At 41.4% G+C, this 3,490-nt stretch carries 1 protein-coding gene; it reads left to right on the top strand.

All coding sequences use genetic code 11. The features are described 5' to 3' along the window. The first annotated feature begins 231 nt into the window (after nt 1-231). The gene (locus ACOVO2_RS10715; RefSeq protein WP_421769962.1) at nt 232-3,453 is read left to right on the top strand and encodes a DUF1553 domain-containing protein; all 3,222 of its coding nucleotides are present in this window, start codon (nt 232-234) and stop codon (nt 3,451-3,453) included. The last annotated feature ends 37 nt before the right edge of the window (nt 3,454-3,490 follow it).

The following is a 3,490-nucleotide window of genomic DNA, read 5'->3' as shown; positions in this document are numbered from 1 at the left end:
GCCGAATGCTCAAAGCTGAAAGCCGTAAGCTCAAAAATTAAATTCTATTTTGTCCACTTTCTTAAGTACTTCATTGTTAAACACCTCCCCCATCTTTTTGTGGAAAATTAGCCAATACTTGTAGCATTTTATCCTATCATACTTTGGCATTGAGTATAATTGATTTCATCCAACTTTTTATCCATAAGGTACAAGTAATTGTACTATATTTATGAATAAACCTAGTAACAGATGAAGAAACTTCTTCTTGTATTTTTCCCTATCTTAATTTTATCTTCTTGCGGTAGCAGTGTGCCAGAAGAACTTAAAGCGGAAATCGCTCTATTACCAAATGAACTTGACTACAACATGGACGTAAAGCCTATTCTTTCGGATAAGTGCTTTGCTTGTCATGGCCCTGATAAAAAGAAACAAAAGGCTGGTTTACGCCTCGACCTCGCCGAAGCTGCTTACGGAGATTTGCCCGAAAATCCGGGCAAAGTAGCCATCGACCCCGGCGACCTCAGCGATAGCGAATTGGTGCGTCGTATTCTTACGTCGAATCCCAAAGAAATCATGCCTACGCCCGAATCTCACCTTTCTTTGAGTAATAAGGAAAAAGCTGTTTTAATCAAATGGATTAAAGACGGGGCTGAATACAAAGCTCATTGGGCATTTGAAAAACCCGAAAAACCTCGTGTGCCTTCGGTAGAAGCGGAAGATTGGGTAAAAAATGACATTGATAATTTTGTTTTAGCCAAACTCGAAGCCAAAAAACTCAAACCACAACCCGAAGCCGATAAAGAAACCTTGCTTCGTAGGGTGTATTTAGACCTCACAGGCTTACCGCCAAGCATTGCCGAAATAGATGCTTTTTTGGCTGATAAATCGCCTAATGCTTATGAAAAAGTGGTGGATAAATTACTCGCTTCGCAACACTATGGCGAAAAATTGGCTACCGATTGGATGGACGTGGCTCGCTTTGCCGATTCTCATGGCTATACGGTTGATAGGGTGCGAGATATGAGTCCGTTTCGGGATTGGGTTATCAAGGCTTTTAACCAAAATTTACCTTACGACCAATTTATCAAATATCAATTGGCTGGCGATTTGTTGCCCAATGCAACTTTAGACCAAAAAATTGCTACGGGTTTTTTGCGCAATCACCAACAAAACATGGAGGGAGGGATTGTTGAAGAAGAGTTTCGGGTAGAATACGTAGTGGACAGAACCAATACCCTTGGCACTGCATTTTTGGGCATGACCCTCGAATGCTCTAAATGCCACGACCATAAATATGACCCGCTTTCGCAGAAAAACTACTACCAATTGTTTAGTTTCTTCAATAATGTAAACGAAGCTGGACAAATCTCTTGGGACGATGCCCTGCCCGTGCCAACCTTGCAATTGCCTACCGCCCAACAACAAGCCATTGTCAAATATATCCAAACCAAACTCAACACAACGATTCAAAACAAAGCGTATCCTGCTAAAATCAATGCGGAGTTTAACCAATGGATTCGTAGCCAACAATACCAACAAGACTTAACCAACCAGCCCGATACCGTTGGCTTACAAGGATATTATACCTTCGATGATGCTTTGCTCAACCTTCGCAACAAAGCCCACAAACCCAAAATGGCCCGTGATGTGGGTGGCACCGATAAAGATAAAGCAACGTACATCGCAGGAAAAAAAGGCAAAGGACTTTGGATGGAAGGCGACCTTTGGTTTGATACCCAAGGCGTTGGAGCTTTTCATCGCTACGAACCTTTTACCGTGTCTATTTGGGTAAATATTCCGAAAGAACTCAAAGAAGGAGTCATCCTACATCGGGGTGTTTCGGGGCTTTTGTATGGTTTTAGAGGCTATCATTTGCAGGTAAAAAACAACAAACTCGAATTTAATTTGGCTCGCACCGCTCCCGATAATGCCATTATTGTACATACCCAAAACGATGTTCCCAAAAACCAATGGATTCATCTAGCCATTAGTTACGATGGTTCTTCGTCGGCCAAAGGAGCAAAAATTTATGTAAATGGCCAAGCAGCTCCGCTCAATGTCATCAATGATAACCTGACAAGAGATATTGTTTTCTTTGAGCATACCTACAAAGTACAACCAACTTTACAAGTGGGTGCTTGGGGCAGAGGTTTAGGATTTAAAAATGGAAAAGTGGACGAGCTAAAAGTATATAATCGCTTGGTGTCGCCTTACGAAATAGCTGTTTTAGCCGAAAAGGCTAGTTGGAACAACTTGCTAACCAAGCCTTTTACTATGCTCAACGAGGCAGAAAAAAATGCACTCAAAGGTTATTTTATATCAGCAAAATCGACGCTTGCCAAACAATGGTTGAAAGAAATCACCAGTTATCGTAAAGCTCAAAACGATAGTTCCGAAAAAATTCGGGAGTACATGGTCATGAAAGAAATGCCCAAACCCCGACAAGCCTATATTTTGGAAAGAGGTTTGTATGATAGTCATGGAGAAAAAGTTTTTCCAAATACCCCCGAAAGTATTTTACCATTTAAAGAAAAATTTGCTAAAAACCGCATTGGTTTAGCGGATTGGTTGGTGGACGACGAGCATCCACTTACGGCACGAGTAGCTGTAAATCGTTATTGGCAAATGCTTTTTGGTATAGGTATCGTCAAAACAACCGAAGATTTTGGCAACCAAGGAGAATTACCTGTCAACAAAGATTTACTCGATTATTTAGCGGTTGATTTCAGAGAAAACCAATGGAATGTAAAAGCTCTTTTGCGTAAAATTGTGCTTTCGGCAACGTATCGACAAAGCTCTAAAGCCAGTAAAGAATTATTGGCGCTCGACCCCGACAACCGATTGATGGCACGTGGCCCCGCCAATCGCCTTACCGCCGAAATGATAAGAGATAATGCACTGGTAGCAAGTGGTTTATTTAAAAATAAAATAGGAGGAAAAAGCATCAAACCTTATCAGCCCGAAGGACTTTGGGCCATCAATGGAGATACCTATTTGCCCGACTCGACAAACGATATTTATAAACGAAGCTTGTATATGCTTATCAAACGTTCTGTGCCACATCCTACTTTAGCCACGTTCGATGCCACAGCAAGGTCGTCATGTACCGTAAGGCGACAAAAAACGAGTACGCCATTGCAGGCTCTCACCTTGATGAACGACCCTACTTTTATTGAAGCGTGTAAAGTGATGGGGCAAAACATGGTAAAAGAAGGCAATACGCCAAGGGCATTAGTCAATGTTTTTAGAAAAATTACGGGTCGTAAACCGATTCCAGCAGAATTAGCCTTGCTTTTGCAACAGCAAAAAGCTTTATATCAAAAGTTTAAAGCAAATCCGAAAAAGAAAGACAGTTGGCTCAATACGGGACTTTATCCGATAGACCGCCGTTTAGACCAAGATTGGATAGCCACCAATACCATTGTAGCTAATACCATTCTCAACTCCGACGCATCTATTACTAAACGATAATCATCGGATTGCAGATTTGGGATTTTGGATTTCGGAA

The sequence above is a fragment of the Emticicia sp. genome, assembly GCF_049241225.1.
GTDB lineage: Bacteria > Bacteroidota > Bacteroidia > Cytophagales > Spirosomataceae > Emticicia.
Note: the sequence above shows the minus strand (reverse complement) of the source record. Positions and strands in the feature narration are given on the sequence as shown.